The sequence below is a fragment of the Sphingobacterium spiritivorum genome (assembly GCF_016725325.1).
Lineage (GTDB): Bacteria > Bacteroidota > Bacteroidia > Sphingobacteriales > Sphingobacteriaceae > Sphingobacterium.
The window spans coordinates 4,600,900-4,623,151 of sequence record NZ_CP068083.1 but is presented as its reverse complement, the minus strand read 5'-3'; the positions used below and the strand labels follow the sequence as shown (position 1 = coordinate 4,623,151).

Annotated in this window: 18 protein-coding genes; 9 read left to right on the top strand and 9 right to left on the bottom strand. The window is 39.5% G+C overall.

Annotated elements, in window-relative coordinates; all coding sequences use genetic code 11:
* The first annotated feature begins 116 nt into the window (after nt 1-116).
* The 3 genes from I6J02_RS19375 (at nt 117) to I6J02_RS19365 (ending at nt 2,948) form a co-directional block, all read left to right on the top strand.
* Nucleotides 117-1,451, top strand: coding sequence for a cytochrome ubiquinol oxidase subunit I (locus tag I6J02_RS19375; RefSeq protein ID WP_201679411.1), 1,335 nt, complete (start codon nt 117-119; stop codon nt 1,449-1,451).
* A 4-nt stretch (nt 1,452-1,455) separates the two neighbouring features.
* Entirely contained in the window at nt 1,456-2,469 is a 1,014-nt protein-coding gene (locus I6J02_RS19370) for a cytochrome d ubiquinol oxidase subunit II (RefSeq protein WP_201679410.1), read from the top strand.
* A 170-nt stretch (nt 2,470-2,639) separates the two neighbouring features.
* Complete coding sequence (locus I6J02_RS19365) at nt 2,640-2,948, top strand: DUF1016 N-terminal domain-containing protein (RefSeq protein ID WP_201679409.1); 309 nt, start codon at nt 2,640-2,642, stop codon at nt 2,946-2,948.
* Nucleotides 2,949-3,002: 54 nt separating this feature from the next.
* On the opposite strand, the gene I6J02_RS19360 is transcribed toward I6J02_RS19365, so the two are convergent.
* Nucleotides 3,003-3,377, bottom strand: a complete 375-nt coding sequence (locus I6J02_RS19360; RefSeq protein ID WP_201679408.1) for a MauE/DoxX family redox-associated membrane protein — start codon at nt 3,375-3,377, stop codon at nt 3,003-3,005.
* A 322-nt stretch (nt 3,378-3,699) separates the two neighbouring features.
* Here I6J02_RS19360 and I6J02_RS19355 point away from each other — a divergent pair, with 322 nt between their 5' ends.
* From I6J02_RS19355 to recR, 3 genes are all read left to right on the top strand, one after another.
* Nucleotides 3,700-6,087, top strand: a complete 2,388-nt coding sequence (locus tag I6J02_RS19355; protein WP_236582177.1) for a TonB-dependent receptor — start codon at nt 3,700-3,702, stop codon at nt 6,085-6,087.
* Nucleotides 6,088-6,291: 204 nt separating this feature from the next.
* A complete protein-coding gene (locus I6J02_RS19350; protein ID WP_201679407.1) occupies nt 6,292-7,044 on the top strand; it encodes a hypothetical protein in 753 nt (250 codons plus the stop codon).
* 92 nt (nt 7,045-7,136) lie between these two features.
* A complete protein-coding gene (gene recR, locus I6J02_RS19345; protein WP_201679406.1) occupies nt 7,137-7,751 on the top strand; it encodes a recombination mediator RecR in 615 nt (204 codons plus the stop codon).
* A gap of 31 nt (nt 7,752-7,782) precedes the next feature.
* On the opposite strand, the gene I6J02_RS19340 is transcribed toward recR, so the two are convergent.
* The 6 genes from I6J02_RS19340 to I6J02_RS19315 form a co-directional block, all read right to left on the bottom strand.
* The gene (locus I6J02_RS19340; protein ID WP_201679405.1) at nt 7,783-8,997 is read right to left on the bottom strand and encodes an MFS transporter; all 1,215 of its coding nucleotides are present in this window, start codon (nt 8,995-8,997) and stop codon (nt 7,783-7,785) included.
* Nucleotides 8,998-9,146: 149 nt separating this feature from the next.
* A complete protein-coding gene (locus tag I6J02_RS19335; RefSeq protein WP_002994836.1) occupies nt 9,147-10,103 on the bottom strand; it encodes a metallophosphoesterase in 957 nt (318 codons plus the stop codon).
* A complete protein-coding gene (locus tag I6J02_RS19330; protein ID WP_236582176.1) occupies nt 10,078-10,836 on the bottom strand; it encodes a 5'-nucleotidase C-terminal domain-containing protein in 759 nt (252 codons plus the stop codon). Before I6J02_RS19330 ends, I6J02_RS19335 begins: the two co-directional genes overlap by 26 nt.
* A gap of 958 nt (nt 10,837-11,794) precedes the next feature.
* Complete coding sequence (locus I6J02_RS19325) at nt 11,795-12,415, bottom strand: alpha-ketoglutarate-dependent dioxygenase AlkB family protein (RefSeq protein WP_201679404.1); 621 nt, start codon at nt 12,413-12,415, stop codon at nt 11,795-11,797.
* A 20-nt stretch (nt 12,416-12,435) separates the two neighbouring features.
* Nucleotides 12,436-13,302 (bottom strand): methylated-DNA--[protein]-cysteine S-methyltransferase, encoded by an 867-nt coding sequence (locus tag I6J02_RS19320; protein WP_201681776.1) that lies wholly within the window; start codon nt 13,300-13,302, stop codon nt 12,436-12,438.
* A gap of 128 nt (nt 13,303-13,430) precedes the next feature.
* Complete coding sequence (locus I6J02_RS19315) at nt 13,431-15,038, bottom strand: acyl-CoA carboxylase subunit beta (RefSeq protein ID WP_201679403.1); 1,608 nt, start codon at nt 15,036-15,038, stop codon at nt 13,431-13,433.
* Between the two features lie 158 nt (nt 15,039-15,196).
* Here I6J02_RS19315 and I6J02_RS19310 point away from each other — a divergent pair, with 158 nt between their 5' ends.
* From I6J02_RS19310 to I6J02_RS19300, 3 genes are read left to right on the top strand one after another with little or no spacing between them, the layout of a single operon-like run.
* Entirely contained in the window at nt 15,197-16,348 is a 1,152-nt protein-coding gene (locus I6J02_RS19310; protein ID WP_201679402.1) for an acyl-CoA dehydrogenase family protein, read from the top strand.
* Entirely contained in the window at nt 16,335-17,183 is an 849-nt protein-coding gene (locus I6J02_RS19305; RefSeq protein ID WP_201679401.1) for a hydroxymethylglutaryl-CoA lyase, read from the top strand. Before I6J02_RS19310 ends, I6J02_RS19305 begins: the two co-directional genes overlap by 14 nt.
* Nucleotides 17,184-17,187: 4 nt before the next feature.
* The gene (locus tag I6J02_RS19300; RefSeq protein ID WP_201679400.1) at nt 17,188-17,973 is read left to right on the top strand and encodes an enoyl-CoA hydratase/isomerase family protein; all 786 of its coding nucleotides are present in this window, start codon (nt 17,188-17,190) and stop codon (nt 17,971-17,973) included.
* A gap of 65 nt (nt 17,974-18,038) precedes the next feature.
* Here I6J02_RS19300 and I6J02_RS19295 read toward each other — a convergent pair whose 3' ends face one another.
* Nucleotides 18,039-19,280 (bottom strand): DUF4374 domain-containing protein, encoded by a 1,242-nt coding sequence (locus tag I6J02_RS19295; protein WP_201679399.1) that lies wholly within the window; start codon nt 19,278-19,280, stop codon nt 18,039-18,041.
* A 48-nt stretch (nt 19,281-19,328) separates the two neighbouring features.
* On the bottom strand, nt 19,329-21,752 hold the full coding sequence (locus I6J02_RS19290; RefSeq protein ID WP_201679398.1) for a TonB-dependent receptor: 2,424 nt from the start codon (nt 21,750-21,752) through the stop codon (nt 19,329-19,331).
* Nucleotides 21,753-22,252: the final 500 nt, after the last annotated feature.

Here is a 22,252-nt window from a genome sequence, read left to right as displayed (position 1 = left end):
AGATCAGAATTGCAGGATAAAAAGGTGCTGGTTTATCCGTAAGGGAATTGTTTAATATTCACTTTTGTAAATTTCTGGTGCTATATTTTGGTGTCATTCTTAATCTTTTCTCTGCTATGGATGATTTTATTGCTGCACGCTCGCAGATGGCTATGTCGCTGGGTTTTCATATTATTTTTGCCTGTGTCGGTATGGTCATGCCTTTCTTCATGTGTATTGCTCATTATTTGTATTTAAAGACCGGAAATGAGATCTACAAAGGTCTTACTAAAGCCTGGAGCAGAGGTGTAGCTATACTGTTTGCTACCGGCGCTGTTTCCGGGACGATGCTTTCCTTTGAACTGGGACTGCTCTGGCCTGGCTTTATGAAGCATGCTGGTCCCATCTTTGGTATGCCTTTCTCTCTGGAAGGGACAGCCTTTTTTATTGAGGCTATAGCTTTAGGTTTTTTTCTTTACGGATGGAACAGATTCAATAAGTGGTTTCACTGGGCTACAGGACTGGTTGTCGGTATCAGTGGGATTGCATCTGGCATATTGGTGGTCGCTGCTAATGCGTGGATGAATAGTCCTTCTGGATTTGATTATGTAGATGGTAAATACATAAACATAGACCCCATTCAGGCGATGTTTAATGATGCCTGGTTTTCGCAGGCCCTGCATATGATGTTAGCGGCCTTCGTTGCCACAGGTTTTGCGGTCGCTGGGGTACATGCACTTATGATTATCAAGAAAAAAAATGTGGCCTTTCACACAGCAGCTTTTCGTATATCGGCATTGGCGGCTTGTATCGCAGCGCTGTTGCAGCCTATCAGTGGTGATATCTCAGCAAAAGACGTTGGAAAACGTCAGCCGGCTAAGTTAGCGGCTATGGAAGCTCATTTTGAAACAGAAGCCAGAGCTTCTTTTTTAATAGGAGGAATCCCTGATGAAGAGAAGGGGACAGTAAAATATGGAATAAAAGTGCCTGGACTTTTAAGTTTTCTGGCTTACGGAGATATGGATAAACCGGTCACCGGACTGAATGATATCCCTCGGGATGAGTGGCCTCCGGTAGCGATCACCCATTATGCTTTTCAGATTATGATCGGATTAGGAATGTTGCTGGTGTTGCTTTCTATCCTATATTTTATAGCTCTGTTTAGGAAAAAAAGTTGGTTGCAAAGCACCTGGTTATTCAGATTATTTGTGATCGCTATACCGTTGGGATATATTGCACTGGAGGCCGGATGGGTAGTCACAGAGGTTGGACGTCAGCCCTGGATTATATATGGTATTATGCGCACTATTGATGCGGTGACGCCAATGCCAGGAATTGCGTATTCCTTTTATGTATTTACGGCTGTTTTTGTATCCCTTTCTATAGCTGTGATTTATCTTTTGTACAGACAGATTACAATGGTAGGTCATCTCTATGATCCTACAGACCCTAATTTTAAACTAAAAAAGTAATATCATGTTATACGTTGTCATTGCTTATCTGTGGGCTGCCATCTGTCTCTATCTTATTCTGGGAGGAGCCGATTTTGGTGCCGGTATAGTAGAGTTGATCTCCGGTAAGGAAACCCGTCCCCGGGTGCGTAATCTGATGTATAAAGCCATAGGCCCTATTTGGGAGGCAAATCATATGTGGCTTATCATTGCTATTGTTATTCTTTTTGTCGGGTTTCCGGAGATTTATACGACTATGTCCATCTATATGCACCTGCCTTTGCTCATGATGCTGATTGGTATTATAGCAAGAGGTACGGCATTTACTTTTCGCAACTACGATGCTGTAGAAGATAATATGCAAACCATTTACTTCCGTATCTTCACCATATCGAGTCTGATAACACCTTTTTTTCTCGGCATTATAGCGGCATCTACTGTTTCGAGTCATATTGATACACAGGCAACGGATTTTTATACAGCTTATATCAGCAGCTGGTTTAACTGGTTTGGTATTGCTGTAGGTTTGTTTACCGTAGCAATATGCGGTTACCTGGCTTCGATCTTCGCTATCGGGCAGGTTGAGCGAAAGGAAGACAGAAGATTAATGACCAGACTGGCAAAGTTGTTTGTATTTGTGGTCATGGGCTGTGGCGTTTTGGTATTTGCAGCGGCGTATTACTCACATATCCCTTTGCTCAACTGGGTATTGGGCGATATCTGGGGGCAGATAGCGATCTTTCTTGCTTCCTGTTCGGTTATATGGCTGTTTATTAGTTTTCGTAATGAATCTATTTCCCTTATGCGTATACTGGCCGGTTTTCAAGTGGTTATGATCTTGTTTGCAGCGACCTACAAGCATTATCCGAATCTTATATTATTGAAAAACGGTCAGCACCTTTCATTGGTTGAACATGCAGGAGCAGAAGGAGCTATCAGCTCTCTTGCGTGGGCATTATTGTTGGGAAGTATTTTTATATTACCTACTCTGTTTTATCTTATGTATTCCTTTAGTCGCAAATCAATAAAGGCTTATTAATTAGTTTATAATTGATTATTTCAGTTGTTTTCAATACTCTGTCACTTAAGTATTGGAGAATAATGTCGTGATAATACAATTTATTTTGATTTTTTTCTTTGTTTTGAGAAAATTATTTAACTTCATATTTTCTTGTTTAAGTTTAACTGACGGTTTGTTGATGTTGAAATATGATTATAAACCAAGCCATTATTACCGATATTAAAGCCATTATTTCACAATCAAAAGATGTGGCTATACGGGCTATTGACCACCAACGGACATTAATGTATTGGCATATTGGAAAGCGTATTTTTAAAGAAGAACAAGAGGGAAAAGATCGTGCAGATTATGGAACTTTCCTTGTTAAATATCTTTCCGATCAACTACAGCCTGAATTTGGAAGCGGGTTTTCAATCAGGCAAATTAATTTGTATCGTCAATTTTATCGCACTTTTGAGAATGTGCATACAGTGTATGCACAATTGAGCTGGAGGTAAATGTTTCATTAAGATTATCAGGCAAATACTATTTACCTGATAATCTGATGAATCTTAACTACAAACCATAGGTTTATATTTGTTCCAGTTGTCAGCTATCATCCAAAGATTAATAGCAAAAAATGGAAGAGCAATCATTAACCCGGATGGTTCGAAAATGGCATTGTGAAGAATAATGCCAACCATAATTGGAAAAATTACAATAGCTCCCAATGCTCTTGTTTTTGGAAAGATGAAAAGCAAGCCACCTAGCAGTTCTATAGCACCTACCAGAGGTATCAGGTACTTGATCTCTGCCATAGCTCCGAATAGCTTCATTTGTTCTGCTGTCAGTTCGGGCATAGGCATATAATTTAGAAATTTGTTTAGCCCGGCATTGATAAACATCAATCCAAACAGAAGGGAGAGGATGAATTTAACGATTTTCATGATTTTTAATTTTTTGTGTGTAATTGGTTTTCCTGATCAAATATAATGATCAAACAAGATATTGACTATAGTGTTTTAAGGATTTAAAATACACAAGTGAATAAGCACTATATAAAGTATAGGTTCATTCGAAAAATGATGACCGTTTTATTAATAACAGCTCGGAGATTACCTCGTTTTCATCAGATTAGCCGTTGGAATATTTTTTCATCTTTTTTTTATTTAGATTAATTCTAATTTATATTTGCGCTGAAAATTTAACTATATAAGATAATATAATACTATGAAAAAGAGTTATCTGATCGCTTGAGGTTTATTCTTATTGGCCGGATATGTACAGGCACAGACGCTAAAGGGAACTGTCTACAATGCTTCCGGAGAGAAAATCAAGGGAGCCAGTATCCTGATATCGGGTAAAAGCCTTGGTCAATCTGATGAAAACGGATCTTTCTCTATAAAACTTACTCCGGGAACTTATCAGGTAAAGACATCTTATCTGAATAAACAAAGCTCCGTAACAGAGGTTTTCCTGCAACAAGGGGATCTCAGAGAGCTGGATTTTACTATTGATGCTTCCAATCAATTGGAAGATGTTGTGGTGGTGGCATCCCGAAAACCAGTAAATATTTCGGATATAGCAGGGACAGTCTGGGTTTTCAATCGTGAACAGATTGAACAGCAGGCTAAAAACGGGGTTCCGTTGAAAGAAATGCTGGCAATCCTTGCGCCTGGTATGGATATCGGTCCGCAGGGTAGAACTAACTACGGTCAGAATATGAGAGGCAGGGCTGCACTGGTCATGATCGATGGGGTGTCATTAAATAGTATACGTTCTATCAGTCGTCAACTGGATGCAATTGACCCTTTTAATATAGAGCGGATTGAGATTCTTTCTGGAGCAAGTTCTATCTATGGTGGAAATGCTACAGGAGGTATTATCAATATAATAACCCGGAGAGCTAATAAAGACGGATTGGGCGGTACTTCCGAAATCGGTGTAAGAGCTGGTCTGAGACATTCAAATGATCACGATTATCGTATTGCTCAATCTTTACAGGGCAGAGGAGAGAAATTAGAAGGTCGTCTGGCAGTTGCTTATCAGCAAAACGGGGCTACCTACGGGGCTGATAATGAACAGATTTTTACGGATATTACACAAACGGATTTACAGTACAACAGAAGTGTAGATGTATTGGGAACTGCAGGCTATCAGATCCATCCGAATCACAAGATCACTGTATCCGGACAGTATTATAATTCTAAATTTAATGGCAAAAGAAGTCTTTTCTTAGGTGATAACCTGAGTGCTTTTACTACCGGAAAAGGAGAATTACTTGAAATGAGAGACGGATTTAAATCGAGTGTAAATCCGGGTACTGTACGCTTAATGGGAACAGCAAATTATCATGGTTCACAACTACTTGGCGGACAGGATCTGTATGTGCAGGTAGCCGGGCGGTCAGAAAAGCTGGATTTTTATCCTTTCCCGGGGACATTAAGGTTAGCGACAGGCGTTACTCCTTATATGTCTTCATCCCGTCAGAATACGTATTATACCGGATTGAAAGCTTTATTATCTAAAAGCTGGGACAAGATCAATATTACGTACGGATTGGATGTAGATTTTGAGAAATTCGAAGCGACACAAAATGTATATGATATTGCAAAATCATTTGAATCCGGAGGACTGGTAAATGAAACTATCCATACTTTAGGCAGATATCCTACCAATCGCTCTACAAGTATAGCCGGATACTTTCAGGGAGAATATTCAATTATAGATATGTTGAAACTTACTGCAGGCCTGCGCTATCAAAATACGGATATTACGGTTAAAGACTTTGTAGGCTCCGTTCAGCAGACTCAGGTAGCATTTGGCTATGGAAATTCAGCGTCAGCTATTCCGGGCGGAAAGAGTTCATATGATATGACATTGGTCAATGCTGGTTTATTACTGAAGCCTAACAGTAATCATCAGGCCTGGTTTACCTATTCGGAAGGTGTGGCACTGGCCGATCCGGCAAAGTTTTATGGTTATGGTACTTATAATCTCAATGCTACGACTAATAACTGGGATATTACATCCAGTCTCAATGTAAAAGATTCACCGCTGCAGGGGATTAAAACAAATCAGTTTGAACTGGGATACCGTATCAATTATGCGGGAATTAAAGGACAGGTATCCGGATTTGTAAGTAAATCTGATAAGGTAATGTCTGTTGATCGTACTAATTTTCAGGTTGTTGTCAATGAGCAGAATCTTCGGAATACAGGTATAGAAGCTGAATTGTCGTATACATATGACGGATTTTATATAGGAGCAAGTGCATTATTAATCCGTTCGGAAGTACAGGTTGAAAACGATTGGAAAAAGCAAGAAGTATATAATGCCAGCCCATCTAAACTTGTGGCTTATACCGGATACAATATCAAAAACTGGAACTTTCGTTTCCAGAGTTTACAAAACATGAAATTGAAGGACGAATTGAGCAATGAGATTAAGGCTTACAATACATCAGATCTTTTTGTTGGGTATACGTTGCCTTATGGTAAGCTGAATGTCGGGGTACAGAATTTATTCAATACAACTTACCAGACGATCTGGAGTAAACGATCGCAGATCCTGTATTCTACTTATAAACTCGACGATCTGTTTTATTATCAGGGAAGAGGAAGAACCTTTTCCGTCAATTATACGTTCGACTTTTAGAAATATAACTACTTAATACTTAAATGCGAAGCAGATTTGTTTCGCATTTTTTATTAAATATCAATATGATAATTTCTGTATCTGCAGCAAAATAAATATTTTTAAGCCTTAAACAAGATTAACCTAAACAAGCTTATGGTTTTTGTATCAATAACCGTTTTCAAAAGATGCAGAAGTCAGAGTATGTTTTTTTACCAGTAAAATATGGAGAGAACAGTAGAACAACCAAACGGAGAAAACCAACCTGCCGGAAAAAGTAAGAAAGGTTTATATATTACATTGACTATTTTATGCTTGCTTATTTTAGGAGCAGGCGGATACTACTTTGCTGTGTATAAAAATGGTGGCCAATCCTTAGACGACAGTAATGCTGAAAGGCAAGAAGCAATAAATTCTATTTTTTCTGTTTCAGAATATGATAATATTCCTGATAACTATAAAGCGTTTATTTATAATTTTTTAGAATATAATAATTATCTGGACGGAACGGAGTTCTTAACCAAAATTGCTGACAGAGCGAAGTCTGTTTATGCTTTCGGAAATTTTACCGGCGATGACGATAATGAAGATGACATGGCTGTATTGTTCGAAAAGAATGACTATAAAAGCAGTTCTCTTGTTATATTCAATCATAAAGGTGAAGGACTTTTAATAAAAGATTATGAAAGTGAATTGCCGGTTATTAATTCATTTAAGGCTGGAGCCAGAATATACATGGATGAAGCTAAACTTGTACCAGCTCCCTGTGCCGGGTTAATCATTAAAAACGAAAACACGAAGTATGCATTGGTATATGATAAAAAGACGAAGAAGTTTAACTCCTATTATCAATATACACAACAGGAAATAGAAAATATGGATCAGATGGGATCGGAAGATGATATATCCGGCGATACTCCGGAAGAAACGGAATCTACACCTGATAGTACACATACTATAGCAGAGGGCGATCAATAACCCAGACTTCTCGACAATCTGTAATTTATCTTCTATCGTATTTTTGTACAATAATTTAGTTAAAGAAGAATGCTTATTCTTATTTTTGCGAAATGGAATTTTCTTCAAAATTATTGCAGCAGGCAGTAGATGAATTTGGGCGTTTACCGGGTATAGGACAAAAAACAGCGTTAAGGTTGGTCTTGCACCTGTTGAAGCAATCTGATGGAGAAGTTTTGCGTTTTACAGGGGCGCTCAATCAACTCAAAGAGCAGATTAAGTACTGTAAGGAATGCTTTAATATTTCAGATCATGATATCTGTGAAATCTGTAGTTCACTCAAGCGGGACAAATCTTTGATCTGTGTCGTAGAAGATACCAGAGATGTCATGGCGATAGAGAATACCAATCAGTATCAGGGCGTATATCATGTGCTGGGAGGCCTGATATCTCCTATGGATGGTGTAGGTCCTTCAGATCTCAAAATAGAAGGACTCGTAGAGCGTCTTCGTGCCGGTCATGTGAAGGAAGTAATTTTGGCTTTAAGTGCCACCATGGAAGGGGATACGACAATATTCTACCTGTACCGTAAATTAAAAGAATTTGATATTCAGATCAGCACCATTGCCAGAGGTATTGCATTTGGTGGCGAACTGGAATATGTAGACGAAATTACACTTGGGCGTTCAATTGCTACAAGAGTTCCATATGAGCGGAATATAGGATAATTTTAAATCAATAAACCGGGCTTAACCCGGTTTATTGATTTAATCCTAATCTTTTCAAAGCCCAGATAAACCCAAAAGCAACCAATACCAATATAGCAGCATCGATATACCATAAGGTATGATATCCCCAGAGAGCTACTGTCTTTGTACCCAGAAAGGGACCAAAGATATTGGATGAAGCAAAAGCAATAGAATTCATACCCATATATGCTCCCTGTGTATTGCGTGTAGAGCGCAAAGCAGTAACGGTAGCCATAAATGGTAATGTAAGCATCTCTCCAAGCGAAAGCATAAACATCGCTATATACAGCCAGGCTATTCCAAAATTAAAATTGAGCATCAGATAGGAGAGACCCGCACATAATGTTCCGTAAAAGAGTATGCGTGTAATAGTGGCCCGATGTTCAACAATATGTACGAGCAGCATTTCAAATACAACAATTACAAATCCGCTGAAGCCGAGTATCATGCCGATTTCACGTTCATTCATATGGTGAACATCCTGATAGAAAAGAGGAAGTGTACTGATCAGTTGAAAAAAGGCCATTGAAAACAGACAACAGAGAATAGAAAAAAGTATAAATGGTCCATCTGTATAGGGGTTCCTGTCTTTCACTTCCGTCTGTAATTCCTTTTCTGATTTTTTAGTTATTTTATTTCCTTTTTTATTGTAGAAAAAGTAAAGGAAAACAACAGCGGCTATAGCTACCGCGATAGCATTTCCATAGAAAATCCAGTTGTATGAAAATGCAGCCAGAAAACCTCCCAACGCAGGACCAATCGAAAAACCCAGGTTGACCGCCATTCTGTTTAGTGAATAAGCTTTCGTCAGGTTTTCCGGTTTGGCATAGCGTGCCACTGATACCGAGTTTGCAGGTCTGAACGTATCGGCCACCAGACTGAGTACAAAAACAATAGCGGCCATAGATTCGAATGTACGGAACATCGGCATCAGCAAAAATAAAGGAGCGGTCATAATCAGACTGATAGACTGTACTTTGAAATTCCCAATTCTGTCTGTAAGCCATCCGCCTAGCCAGGATCCGGCGACGGATCCGCAGCCATAGCAGGCTAATACAATACCTACATGGGAGATGTCAAAGCCAAGTTGTTTGGTCATATACATACCCAAAAATGGTATTACCATAGAGCCCATCCTGTTGATTAGCATCACTAAGGCGAGGAGCCAGGCTGCCGGGGAAAGTCCGCTGTAAGACTTGATATATATTTGTATAATTCTTTTCATGAGATAAATGTTGTAGTTTCTGTCAGTTCATTTTATCCGTAAAAGGATATAAATGATTCTTTCAGAAGTAGTCAAAAAAAAATGTCAAACCGGGTGATGATGATCAGACGCCCGATTTGACATTTTAATATGCTAACTTTTTATAGTTTTTATGTTAAAATCGAGGGTTTTATATGATGATCGACCTGATATACGACAGACTCGATGCGCTTCTTTCCCGAATAAGGTTTTAAAATGAAATCAATGCGTCCCAAATTAATTCCGGCAAAACCGACCTGATTGACAATCGTCTGTTCTCCTGCCATATTACGGACAGAGACCGGTTTATCTAAAAAGGTATGCGTATGCCCACCTATAATCAGATCAATATATTGAGTCTTCTCTGCTAACACGAGATCAGAAACTTTGTCTGAATCGTATTTGTAACCCAAATGGGAAAGACAGATCACCAGATCACATTTTTCTTCTTTTTTCAGCTTTTCAGCAATCCGGTTCGCTACAGGAATCGGATCCAGATACTTCATGCCTTTGCAATTCGTAGGATCTACGAGGCCATTTACATCTATACAGACACCAAATACCCCGATTTTGATACCTCCTCTTTTGAAGATGGTATAATCTTGTGTTTTGCCCTGCAATACCGTTCCTGTAAAGTCATAGTTGGCTGTCAGGAAAGGAAATTTTGCATGATCCAGATATTTAACTAGTCCATCCAGTCCGTTGTCAAACTCATGATTACCAAATGTCCCTGCATCATAACCCAGTTTGGTCATCAGATCCAGTTCCAGCTTACCGCCAAAGAGATTGAAATAAGGTGTGCCCTGAAACATATCTCCTGCATCAAGCAAAAGAACGTTTTTCTCCTCTTTTCTGATCTTCTGAATCAATGTACTTCTGCGGGCTACACCGCCAAGTCCCTGATTTCTGGATCCATCCATCGGAAAGGGTTCTATTCGGCTATGTACATCGTTTGTATGCAGTATCGTGATTTTTACTTCCGAATCAGCCAGTGCATCCAGAGGTATGTTACTCAAAGCAGCAGTTGCACCTAGTGCACCTAAACCTTTGATAAAGACTCTTCTATTGACTGATTTTAACTCTTCCATCTAATACTGCATTAATATGTTTTCCGGCTTTCGTTTGTCTGCCGATATAATCCATAAGACCTTCACGGACTTTACTTTCATAGTCTTTTCGTGATACCGGGCTGGCTAAAGCATCCAGATTGTCTCCGCCATTAGCGATATAATCATAGGTCACCATTTTATAATGTTTGGCTGGATCAATATCCTGACCATTAATCTTCACTGATGTTGCTTTTTTACCCACGATCTCCATTCGCATGCCACCTATAGGTTGACCTCCTGTCTGTGCAATGAAGTCAGCCAGTGTCAATACATCCTTACCTGACAATTCAAGTATAGAGATCTTATTCTCAAAAGGCATGATCTCAAATATTTTACCTACAGTAATATCACCTTGTCTCATATCTGTACGGATACCACCTTTGGTTGCAAATGAAAATACAGCATCCTTATCCAGTGTTTTTCCGATATCCAGAAGAGCGTCAGCAAAAAAGTTTCCAATAAGACTCTCGGCATCCCGTGTCTTGGTCAGATAGGTGTCTGAATAACCAATTACACGGTTCATTTCAGATTCCATTTGTTGCTTATAAGGTGCGTAAAGTGCTACTACTGCAGAATCTGCAGTAACAGTGTTATTCATTTCATAGCCCTGATAGGAGTCGGATGCCCGGGTGTAGAGCGTCTTGCACGAGGTGAATCCCATGAAGCCCAAACCTATTACTAATGCCAGGGAACGGATGTTAAATCTATACATAAAACGACAAGATAAATGTGTCGGCAAAAATAATTGAGACAAAGGTAGATAAAATATCCATTTTTAGCCTTAAAATACCATGAAACTTATATGAATAAATTTGTGCTATTTTTTGAGGTTAAGAAGAAGCCCGTGATTCTGTTTTTTTAAGTTGCATAGCTACTTTTCTCTCTTTTTTCAATACAAGCTGCTAATAAAATGCGGTGTTTTTTAAGGAGAGATCCTGGTTTAGCGGGAGAGAGGTTTAGTTGACTGTTTACCAATTATTATAGGAATACTGAATCCTTTTGTTGCGGGTGAGGACACCGGCAAATGCCTTTAGGACTAAAGAATCTTCTTCTGAAGGAACTACTATTTCTATTAAATGATGCTTAATGTTAGTTTACGCTATACCTATAAAATTCTCTCCTTTTTAAGGAGAGATCCCGGTTTACCGGGAGATAGGTTTGGTTAACTGTTTACCACTTACATTATAAGACTACTGCATCTGTTGCCGGTGGGGACACCGGCAAACGCCTTTGATAGTAAAGGAGAGAGGTTTAATTGCGTATAATTGACAGTTTACCAATTATATATAGGAATATTGCATTCTGTTGCCGGTGAGGACACCGGCAAACGCCTTTGATAGTAAAGGAGAGAGGTTTAATCGCGTATAATTGACAGTTTACGAATTATATATAGGAATACTGCATCCTGTTGCGGGTGAGGACACCGGCAAATGCCTTTAGGACTAAAGAATCTTCTTCTGAAGGAACTACTATTTCTATTAAATGCTACTTAAGGTTAGTTTACGCTATACCTACAAAATTCTCTCCTTTTTAAGGAGAGATCCCGGTTTACCGGGAGAGAGGTTTAATTGACTGTTTACTAATTACAATAGAAATACTGCATTCTGTTGCCGGTGAGGACACCGACAAACGTCTTTGGGGAATAAAGATTATAATATTTTTTAATAGTTTTATTTCTCCAAATTCTTAACTATTGTTCTGAAGGTAAGATTGATGCGTGGTCCGAAAATACGTTTGGTAGGAGGCAGGCGATGCATCCAATGGGTCTGTGTAGTACCTTTCATGACAAGCAGACTTCCATGTTCCAATACCATAGCGATTATTTGCTTGGTTTGCTTATGCTTGAAAGCAAATTTACGTTCAGCACCAAAACTCATAGAGGCAATAGCTCCGTTTTTTTTAAGATCTTTTTCACCGTCACTGTGCCAGGCCATTCCTTCATCTCCGCTATGATAGAGATTTAACAGACAGGAGTTATATTTCTCTCCGGTATGTTCTTCTGCAATTTCTTTCAGTTTTAATAAATCTTCTGTCCATGGAAGTGCCGATTTAGTAATATTAGAATACGTGTAAGAAAAGGTCTGATCTCCGTACCAGGCGACCTTTCTTTTTGTCTCGATATGTTTTCCGAATATTACTGCCTGATCATTTTTCCATGCAATATGCTGTAGAAGACGCTCGTAATAGGCCGACGCTTCCTGTACAGACAGCACTGTGCCATAATAATATACTTCACCGTCTTGCGGAAGCAGATTTCGTGATATAAAGCTTTGATCCTCAAATAATTTCATGTCCTTACCTTTCTGTGCAGTTATGAATCGGCCACAGTATCCTGAAGAGCGCTTTCCCATCCTATAATAGCAGTTTTCCGTGTTGGTCCCCACATATATCCGCCTATTGTGCCGGACGACTGGATAACGCGATGACATGGAATCAGAAAAGCAACAGGATTACTGCCTATGGCTGTTCCAACAGCTCTTGAAGCCTTAGTATTTCCGATTTCTTTCGCCAGTTGTCCATATGTTGCCAATTGTCCCATAGGTATTCTTAATAACGTTTCCCAGACTTTTAACTGAAAAGGAGTTCCTTTAAGATGCAATTTGATCTCCGAAAGTCTGGACCAGTCATTCTGAAAGATCAGGGCTGCATGCTGCTGCATATTATCGGTTCCTGTTATTAAAGAAGCATGAGGAAAACGTTGCCGCAATTGTGTTATGCCATCGTCTTCATGATCCGTAAACCCCATAAAGCAAATGCCTTTTTCAGTAGAGCCGATAATGAGTTTACCAAACGGACTTTCGGTAAAACTATAGCGGATAAGAAGATTTTTTCCACCATTTTTGTATTCTGCCGGGGTCATTCCTTCAATTTTGATAAAAAGATCATGCAGTCGGCTTGTGCTGGATAAGCCTGTGTCATATGTCGCATCAAACAGCGAAATGTGTCTGTCTTCTCTTAAAAGTTTCTTAGCATGTTCTACAGATATATACTGCAAAAATTTTTTTGGACTTGTTCCCGCCCATGAGGCAAACATGCGCTGAAAGTGTGCAGGGCTTACATGAATATGTGCCGCTACTTCCTCGATGGAGGGTTGCGTCTTGAAATGATCACGAATATAGGTGATCGCATTTGCGATACGTTGATAGTCTACTTCTTGTTGAGTTTCCATGATAATTATTTTATAAGACAAATATCCGCATGTTGTTTGTCTTATAAAATCCGAATACTGCTATTTTTCAGTATCCGGATTTTCAGTATTTTTCAGCTTACTATTGTCCATCCCTTTTGAGTAAATAATAGCTCTGCTTAAGTTTGTATTACACCTACATTGTATCGTTCTGTTATCGGAGCATGGTTTGCAGCTTCAATTCCCATACTGATTACTTTGCGTGTTTCGTCCGGATGAATAACACCATCAACCCACAATCGTGCTGCTGCATAGTATGGACTCAACTGTTCATTGTACTTGTCTTCAATACTTTTTAAAAGGGCTTGTTGCTCTGTTTCAGTAATCGATACTCCTTTACTTTTTAAAGCAGCATCCTGAATCTGCAAGAGGGTTTTTCCTGCTGCCGCTCCACTCATTACGGCGATCTGTGCTGTGGGCCATGCATAAATGAGGCGGGGATCGTAAGCTTTGCCACACATCGCATAATTACCAGCTCCATAGCTGTTTCCAATCATAAAGGTGAATTTAGGTACAACCGAGTTCGCCATTGCATTTACCATTTTGGCACCGTCTTTAATAATGCCTCCATGTTCAGAACGGCTTCCGACCATAAAGCCTGTTACATCCTGAAAAAATACCAATGGAATGGACTGTTGATTACAATTCATAATGAATCTTGCAGCCTTGTCTGCCGAATCACTATAAATAACACCTCCCATCTGCATTTCAACAGATCCTCCTGCTTTTTTTGCCTTCACTACTTCACGCTGATTGGCAACAATACCTACCGCCCAACCATCTACACGAGCCAATCCACAGACGATGGTTTTGCCATAATCTTTTTTATATTCTTCAAATGTGTTTTCATCAACAATAGCTTCTATTATACGCTTCATATCATAGGGTTTTGTCCTGTCAAGAGGCATAATATCAATAATTTTTCCTGCCGTTGAGGCTGGTTTTGATGATTCTTTTCTGCTAAACTGTGCTTTAGGCTGTTCTCCGAATTTATCTATCACTTGTTTGATGGCATCCAGACAGGCTTCATCTGTAGGATACTTATTATCTGTAACACCGGAAATTTCGGAATGCGTAGCTGCACCTCCCAATGTTTCCGCATCAACTGTTTCTCCTATCGATGACTTGACCAGATAGGGGCCTGCAAGGAATACGGAACCTGTACCTTCTACTATAAAAGCATAGTCTGACATGATCGGGAGGTACGCACCACCTGCCACACAACTTCCCATTATAGCAGCCAGCTGTGGTATGCCCATAGACGACATTTTTGCATTATTTCTGAAAATACGTCCAAAGTGCTCCTTATCGGGGAATATTTCATCCTGCATAGGTAAAAATACACCTGCTGAATCTACGAGATAAATAATAGGGATATGGTTTTCCATGGCTATCTCCTGAGCACGGAGATTTTTTTTACAGCTGATCGGAAACCAGGCACCAGCTTTGACTGTAGCATCATTGGAGACGATAACACATTGTTTGCCTTGCACATAACCTAATACACATACCGCCCCGCCATTTGGACAGCCACCCTCGTCTTCGTACATTCCATCTCCTGCAAAGATACCTATCTCCAGAAAGTCACGATTGTCATCCAGTAAATAGTGTATGCGTTCCCAGGCCGTAAGTTTACCCTTCTGTTTATGTTTCTCAATTTTGTCCAGTCCACCGCCTAATGCCAGTGTCTCTTTCTTTTTGTTTAAAACATCAATTAAGTTATTCATTTGCAATTTTGGTTTATAAGGGGTGCTTATATTAATAATTTCTTAATATGGGATAAAAATAAAACAATATTTTGATATTTTTGTAATTGTATATATAATAGTTTGTATATATTTGATTCGAAAATCACCAATAATTATAAACACGTAAATAGTAAATTATGTTTGTCGCTAATGTAGACCAGATGGAGTTGATCAGGCAGAGTGCTGCTGATTTTGCAACGAATTTTATTAAACCACATATCATGGAGTGGGATGAGGCTCAAACCTTTCCCGTAGAGCTGTTCAGGAAGATGGGATCTTATGGTTTCATGGGAATTATTGTGCCTGAGGAATACGGAGGTGCAGGACTTGGTTATCAGGAGTACATTACTATTCTGGATGAAATATCCAAAGTTTGTGGTTCAATAGGGCTTTCCGTGGCAGCACACAATTCATTGTGTACCAATCATATTCTTAGTTTTGCGAATGAGGAACAAAAGAAAAAATATCTGCCTAAACTGGCTACAGCCGAATGGATAGGCGCATGGGGGCTGACAGAAACCGGTTCCGGATCTGATGCGGGAGGTCTGACGACTGTTGCAGAGCGGGATGGAGATTATTTTATCCTGAACGGGTCGAAAAATTTTATTACACACGCCATCAGTTCTGAAGTTGCCGTTGTTATCACACGTACCGGTCAAAAGGGGGATAAAAAAGGAATGACTGCTTTTATCATCGAAAAAGGTACACCGGGATTCTCGGCAGGAAAGAAAGAGAATAAATTAGGAATGCGCGCCTCAGAAACAGCATGTTTATTCTTTGATAATTGCAGAGTACACAAGGATCAGATCATCGGTGAAGAGGGGCAGGGTTTTGTACAGGCATTAAAATTATTGGATGGAGGACGCATATCTATTGCTGCATTATCTCTTGGTATAGCTCGTGGTGCTTATGAGTGTGCTTTAAAATATGCGAATGAACGCGAACAATTTAATCAGAAAATATTTGATTTTCAGGCTGTAGGGTTTAAATTAGCAGAAATGGCTACGCAAGTAGAAGCTGCAGAGCTTCTGACTCGCCAGGCTGCATATTTAAAAGAATCAGGTACGAAATCTTCCAAGATCAGTGCAATGGCGAAGTTGTATGCATCTGAAGCCGCAGTAGAAGTGTCGAATGAAAGTGTACAGATTTTTGGCGGATATGGATTTACTAAAGATTATCCTGCTGAAAAGTACTTTAGAGATGCCAAATTGTGCACCATCGGAGAAGGAACGTCCAGCATCCAGAAAATGGTTATAGCAAGAGAAATTCAAAAAGATGTCAGATCTTAAAAAAAATATCACTTTAGTAGAGTGTCCGCGTGATGCCATTCAGGGATTGCACGGACAGATATCTACAGAAAAGAAAGTCGCATATATTAATTTTCTGATTCGTACAGGATTGTTTGAATGTATAGATTTCGGAAGTTTTGTATCTCCTGCAGCTGTACCTCAGATGGCAGATACAGAAGCTGTTGTCCGGCAGCTGGATCTGGTCAATGACACCAGACTTCTGGCTATTGTAGTCAACGAGAAGGGAGTGGAGCGTGCTTCTGTTTTTGAGCAGATCCATTATCTGGGCTATCCTTTTTCCATATCAGAAGAGTTTCAGCTCCGCAATACCAACGCAAATCTGCAGCAGTCTTTTGAACGGTTGAAATATATTGTCGAACATACTAAATCCGCAGGAAAAGAACCTGTAGTTTATATTTCTATGGCATTTGGTAATCCGTATCAGGAGATATGGAGCGAGCAGCTGGTTATTGACTGGCTGGGAAAAATTGCTGAATTGGGCGTCACACGGTTCTCGCTGGCTGATACTACAGGTGAGGCTTCTGTAGCACAGATCGACAGCCTGTTTCATAAGGTATATGAATTGTTTGGTGGGCTACACATAGGAGCACATTTTCACTCTACCAAATTGAATAGTATGGACAAAATAAAAGCTGCTTATGCATCCGGATGTAAAATATTTGACGGAGCCATGTTAGGATATGGAGGCTGTCCTTTTGCAAAAGATGATCTTGTGGGTAATATTGCAATGGAGGATCTTCTGTTGTTTTTTGGGAGAGGTAATGCGTCCCGGATTGAGGAGTTGAAACAACAATTTAATACATTAATCAGTTAGTATCATGAGTAGCATTTCCTATCATTTTATCCGAACCGATATAATAGACCATGTATTTTACCTCACCTTAGCCCGTCCCGGTAAACGCAATGCTTTTACACCGACTATGGTCAATGAGATCAGACATGCGTTACAGGAAGCAAATAATGACACAGCTGTACGTGTAGTGATAATAAAAGCTGAAGGTCCGGTATTCTGTGCAGGAATGGATCTCAAAGCATTTGAAAATCCGGAAGCTGATACCATAAATCCGGATATTACAAATGCCGATATTTCTCTGGGAGCAGTCATAGCCGAGCTTAACAAACCTTCTGTCTGTATTATAGAAGGAGACGTATATGCCGGAGGTTTTCTTATCTTTCTGGAATGTACTTATGTCTTTGCTAAGCAAAGTGTACGGTTTGCCCTGCCGGAAGTACGTATCGGAATATTTCCCTTTCAGGTGCTGGCCTCTTTGCTCAAACATCTTCCGGATGCTAAAGCTATGGATCTGTGCATACGGGGTACTTCGTTTACGGCTTCACAGGCACATGAGCTTGGATTAATTACGGATTTTGTTGAAAATGAAGACGATCATAAGATCAAAATGCTGATTGCTGATCTGACAATGGGTGCTCCATTGGCAATAAAAAAAGGTTTTGAAGCCTTGAAACAGATTAAGGAACTGGCTGCTGCTGACCGCTATGCGTACCTGTTAAAGGTATTACATGAACTGAAAGAATCAGAAGATGCCAAAGAGGGACTTGCTGCCCAACGTGATAAGCGTCAGCCGGATTGGAAAAACGGTTAAATTTATACAGAAAATAAAAAGGGATATCCAACTACTTGAATATCCCTTAAAAAAATATAGACAGATTAATAGGTCAGTCTGTGAATACCATTAATTGTTCCGCCCTCGACTTTCAATCCCTGTGTAGCCGTGTTTGTTGCAGTATCAAAGATGTAAACATAGCTGTCCCCTGTATCTAAGGTTAAGCCTACATATGCTTTGGTTCCGTCTGGAGAAAGGGCTCCGTAGTTGCTTGATGTTGTACTTGCTATGTTAACAGGGGCACCTGTAACCCAGGTAACAGTTTGAGCATATACATCAGCAATTGCAAATTTAATTCCTACAGTAGACTTTGATTGTGTGTATGACTGCACCAAAAATTTCCCTTTACCGATATAACGTGCAGAATTGATTTTGAAGCCATTTGTTTTCTCCTCAAAATTGAAGAAATAGCTTTTGTCAAATTCCGTAGTTCCTTTTTTGATACGAACGATAGCTGATGGATTTTTTGATACAATATTTTCTCCGATTTTTACAGTAGCACCTGAAAAGCCATATGCATCTCCCTGCTCATCTACAAATAATCCATTTTTAAAGTAACCACCCAGGTAACTGGTACGGTTGTCTTTGATTACTTTTTCGACTTTCAGATCCGGAAAAGATATTACAGCAACCCATGTGCTGTCGGGATAAGCGGTACCAAAGGTATCTCCGCAACATCCCTTTATACTCATATATGGAGCCAGTAACTTATCTCCAAACTGAGTGGCCCAGGTGAAGTGAGCACGTTCACCATTACCTGCTAATTTGACAATATTGATTTCCTTATCTGCTTTGATTCCCGGGTTTACGGCATCAATACGATAGACAAGAGAATTTTCGTTGCCTGAACGAGGAACTTTGAATAAAACAAGTTCATCATTCATCGGCGCAAATACCTGAACAGTCTCGGTCACAAAATTGGAAACTTTTACAAGTTTACCTTCTGTATTTAATGCGTAAGATGTAACAGCACCCGGATTACCCTGTCCGTATAGCATACTGAAGAATTTATTCTGGTTGACTACATAGTACCGCCATGTTCCGTCCTGTTCGATACCATTACCTTTTGTAGAGATAGAGCCTTTTGTCAGGTCATCAGTTGTCAGTAAATAATCTGCAGTTCCGGCCTCTGCACTGGTAGGATGAGCAGCAATAACATATTTTACTTTATTCCCTTCACCTGGTGTAATGTTGGTGTCAATGGTTCCTTTGTCTTTGGAACAGGCGTTAAAACCTATAAGGGCAGTAGCTGAAAGTAAAGTTAGATTTTTAAATGTTCTGATCATGAGTATGTAATTTTAGTTATTAATATTATTTTGAGTTGTAAAAAAAATCTAGTTAGATATAAAGTAACGTGCTTTCAGGAAGAATCCTCTTGATGGCTTCGGCAATCTGAAATTGTCAAATAACTGGGCATTAGTTATGTTTTTGCATTCCAGACCTATATTATACCGACCATTGTTAAAGCTATATACAGCATTGACATCATGCCCCAGTTGTGTACCAATGTCCAGTTTTTCTGCACCCTGACTTGGCCAGTAGAGATACATGCTGTGTACATAAAGCAGGTTATAACCGATACTCAGATTGTTCCCTTTTGTGCCCAGATCGGAGAGGAATACTGTTGCATCAAAATTGCCGTACAGATAAGGAATATTAGGCATCCTGTCATTGTAGACGATACTTACATTTGCGTTGTCGTTTTCATATTTGGTTTTATTCCTGAAGTCATGATAAGACATATTCGCTCCCGCTGTGAAGAATTTCTTATAGGAATACCGAATCTCAGCGTCTATACCTTTATTGGTTACACTGGCTCTGTTTTCCATAATAGTCTTAACCATGTTTACATTAAATTTTTCACGGATAAAATCTTTGGAATCTCTGTACAGAAGTCCCAGATCTACAGCAAAGCGGTGATCCTGATTAATGGAGAACATATAATTCACACCCAGATTATAATTGTCACTGGATTCCGGTTTCAGGTCCAGATTACTTGATTTCAAAATTTCATCCCCGAATACCTCTTCCGCTTCCGGCATACGCTTCGCATTTTCGTACGAAGCTTTTAATTGTAGGGCAGGGGTAAGGAAATAAGTACCGGCTATTCCGTATCCGATTTTGTTATAATTCGTTTGCTGATGGTTATATGCTACATCACCGTAGTTGCCAGACGGATTATAACTGGAGCTGTATTTAAGCCGTTGGAAGTAATTTTTGAAAAATCCTGTGACATTCCATTTGCCATCATGATTGTAGCGGTACGCTAAGCCTGTAATATTTTTACTTGATTTTCTGGGAAGATCATAGGCGACGTTTTCAGGATACAGTTCGTCAGAACCTTTTCTGTTAAAAGTAGAATAGGTATTGTTCAATACAACAGCATTTCGTTCATTAATATCATATGAAATCGTTGTAGCGGCCAGGCCTGTATTATTTCTGTACTTGTAGAGACTTCGGCTTTGCTCGCCGCCCAGGCCCGAATAATATTTAGGCGTACCATACCAATCGTACCTCACATAAGTCGTATCGATGTTCTGTTCGTGCCCCAGGTTAATATTCGCATTCACACTTGCTGTCAATCCTTTGATAAACAGATCTCTTTTCTGGTATCTCAAAGTGGGTGTAATAATGTCGCCCTTGCGGTACCAGGATCCGAATACAGATTCAATACGCGCACCAGTCTGCATTTCTTTATAACTCTTACCCAATTGTATTCCTACTAAAAGTCGGTCTGCATAGCTTTTGTCCACGACTCCGGTCTGAAGAATAATCGCTTCATTGTGGTAGGTGTCGTGAAAGCGTTTTACATTTTGAGGACCATCAGGAACAGATATTCTGTAGTTGTTGTCTGAATAATTCTGGTAAGCATTTAGCTGCAATGTATAGCCGGATTTAGAAGTCAGACCCGCATTTATAGTGGTTCGGTGTGTATTAAACGATCCATAAGAATAAGAGGCATCTATATAATTCTTTTTAGAGCTGCCGGTGACGATATTAATTGCGCCTCCCATAGCATCAGCGCCTAACCATACAGGTACGACACCTCGGTATACTTCCACACGTTCGGCCAGATTGATCGGAATATTATTGAGCTGAAAAGAAGATCCGAAGCCTTCCATAGGAATACCATCGATGAATATTTTTATCTGTTTACCGGAGTAACCATTGATAGACAGATTCATATCTGAACCCACACCACCGGTCTCCCGGACTCTTACTCCGGAGACTCTATCCAGTGCATGACCAATATCAAGTGTAGTATTATGGAGTTTTGTAGCATCTAATGCAGTGACATTGTAGGCCTGTTTGTTGACCTCTTCTACTTTAGTGCGCCCTAACACCATGACTTCCTCTATTTGCTCTGTTGAGCGGGTAAGTGAAATGACGGGAAGTGTCTGCTTGTTTGGTCCTATTTGGATATCTTCACTCCATCTGCTGTGTCCTATTGCAGATACTACGATTTTATATTTCCCTGAAGGAAGATTCTTAAATGTAAATTTTCCGTTTTCATCGGTAATCGCATTTTTGGATAAGGAAGGGATTTTAACTGTCGCACCGGCTAAAGGTATATCTTCACTCATTATCTGCCCTGTAAGTTCATGTTGCTGAAGCTGAATTGTCAACAGGCTGCTATTCGGATTGCCGGCTGCATAAAGAGCTGAACTGCATATCACATGGGCAAAGAGAAGGGCGCCACATATTTTTTTGCCGGAGATATTCGGAAGTAGATTAAGAATGGGGTAATTGTGTTGCATGTCGGATTTGTTCAATAGATGTCGTTGATGTTAATAGTTGCAAGTGAATAATATGAGCTGTAAACCTATTTTTTACATATCAGTTATTATGCCTTATAAGCATGTATGAAATACTTTATTTTTATTTAGATTAAATATAAACAGTGCAAATTTAGAAAGAAATAATAAGCAGACAAGTTTTTTTTAATCTTTTTTGAATAGTTGTGTTTTAGGCCTTGTTTATATGTTTAAGGCTTATTTTTTCCTGTTTACACTATCTTTTATGAATAGAATCCTTATAAAAATGGTGGGAGTCGTGCTTATTAAGCTTACTAAAAAGAACTGATCAAATAGAATTCAGAATGGATCGGGCAGGGGTAATTTGCTGATCCGATCGTTGAATTTGATATGCAGTAATCTGGTAATATCTTTTATTGATAACCGTTCGGTGATCACGTTTGTATCGGATAGAAAATCTTATATTTTTTGATTTGCTTAAGCTTTGCTTTGTAACATGAGCA

Bases quoted from the DNA above. Each gene is read 5' to 3' on its own strand.
- I6J02_RS19340 (WP_201679405.1), bottom strand. From the start codon at position 8,997: ATGAAAAGAATTATACAAATATATATCAAGTCTTACAGCGGACTTTCC.
- I6J02_RS19310 (WP_201679402.1), top strand. From the start codon at position 15,197: ATGTTTGTCGCTAATGTAGACCAGATGGAGTTGATCAGGCAGAGTGCT.
- recR (WP_201679406.1), top strand. From the start codon at position 7,137: ATGGAATTTTCTTCAAAATTATTGCAGCAGGCAGTAGATGAATTTGGG.
- I6J02_RS19370 (WP_201679410.1), top strand. From the start codon at position 1,456: ATGTTATACGTTGTCATTGCTTATCTGTGGGCTGCCATCTGTCTCTAT.
- I6J02_RS19325 (WP_201679404.1), bottom strand. From the start codon at position 12,415: ATGAAATTATTTGAGGATCAAAGCTTTATATCACGAAATCTGCTTCCG.
- I6J02_RS19335 (WP_002994836.1), bottom strand. From the start codon at position 10,103: ATGGAAGAGTTAAAATCAGTCAATAGAAGAGTCTTTATCAAAGGTTTA.
- I6J02_RS19350 (WP_201679407.1), top strand. From the start codon at position 6,292: ATGGAGAGAACAGTAGAACAACCAAACGGAGAAAACCAACCTGCCGGA.
- I6J02_RS19360 (WP_201679408.1), bottom strand. From the start codon at position 3,377: ATGAAAATCGTTAAATTCATCCTCTCCCTTCTGTTTGGATTGATGTTT.
- I6J02_RS19365 (WP_201679409.1), top strand. From the start codon at position 2,640: ATGATTATAAACCAAGCCATTATTACCGATATTAAAGCCATTATTTCA.
- I6J02_RS19330 (WP_236582176.1), bottom strand. From the start codon at position 10,836: ATGTATAGATTTAACATCCGTTCCCTGGCATTAGTAATAGGTTTGGGC.
- I6J02_RS19375 (WP_201679411.1), top strand. From the start codon at position 117: ATGGATGATTTTATTGCTGCACGCTCGCAGATGGCTATGTCGCTGGGT.
- I6J02_RS19315 (WP_201679403.1), bottom strand. From the start codon at position 15,038: ATGAATAACTTAATTGATGTTTTAAACAAAAAGAAAGAGACACTGGCA.
- I6J02_RS19305 (WP_201679401.1), top strand. From the start codon at position 16,335: ATGTCAGATCTTAAAAAAAATATCACTTTAGTAGAGTGTCCGCGTGAT.
- I6J02_RS19295 (WP_201679399.1), bottom strand. From the start codon at position 19,280: ATGATCAGAACATTTAAAAATCTAACTTTACTTTCAGCTACTGCCCTT.
- I6J02_RS19290 (WP_201679398.1), bottom strand. From the start codon at position 21,752: ATGCAACACAATTACCCCATTCTTAATCTACTTCCGAATATCTCCGGC.
- I6J02_RS19300 (WP_201679400.1), top strand. From the start codon at position 17,188: ATGAGTAGCATTTCCTATCATTTTATCCGAACCGATATAATAGACCAT.